Below are 889 nucleotides of genomic sequence, written 5' to 3' on the forward strand. Positions count from 1 at the left end.
CCCACTCAACTCGAGAATCTCGCCCACCAGACGGCCCTGCGGCTCTATCCGATGGCGTACTTCAAATCCCTGCGCAACCGGATGGACGAAGGGACTGGTGACGACGACGTCGGTCAGGGATGGACGTTCGACGAAATCCTCGATACCGAACATACTGCCGTGGCGGTCAACGACGCGATCTTCGGGGTCCAGGAGGACGTGTTCGGCGAGGACGCCGTCGATCCGTACGCCGATCGGGTGATGCGCCCGGCGTGGGCGTGTCTGATTGCGGATACCCTCGAGGCGATGGCCGACAGCGACGATGCCGAAAACGGAGACAAAGACGCGTACGAGGCGTCGGTTTCGGTCCCGGACGACGTCGACGATGCGACCGTGTTCGTCGGCGGTGAAAAACGCGGCACGACGGGCGCCGATTCCGAGGTCACGTTTGATCTGACGGCAAACGAGACGCAGCGAGTCGTCGTCGTCGCTGACGGCTACGACCGAATCGATACCGATCGGTATTTCTCCGAACAGGACGCCGACCACCACGTGTCGCTGGCGCCGGCGACCGACCGAACGATCGGCGTCTACGACTCCAGTGGAGACCCGCTCGCAGACGCGGAGGTTAACATCTGGAACGACGACGAACTCGTCTATGCGGAGACCGACGCCGACGGAACGGTCGATCTCGATGCTCTGGACGTAGATGTTGGCGACGACGTGACCGTCGAGGTCTTCGCTGAGGGATACGACGGCTCGTCGGAATCGCTCGAGGCCGACGGCTCGGCCGCCGTCGTCCTCACACCAGCAGACGAACCAGCGGCCGACGACCTCGAGGAGGAAGCGGGACTCACGGAGTACTTCGACGACCCGGACGTCGCCGAGACGGTCTGTGAGGAGGTCCGTG

At 63.7% G+C, this 889-nt stretch carries 1 pseudogene; it reads left to right on the top strand.

Going from position 1 to position 889, the window contains the following annotated elements:
• Positions 1-889, top strand: a pseudogene (locus tag C493_RS23140) (carboxypeptidase-like regulatory domain-containing protein); the annotation flags it as partial.

The organism is Natronolimnohabitans innermongolicus JCM 12255 (genome assembly GCF_000337215.1).
Taxonomy (GTDB): Archaea; Halobacteriota; Halobacteria; order Halobacteriales; family Natrialbaceae; genus Natronolimnohabitans; species Natronolimnohabitans innermongolicus.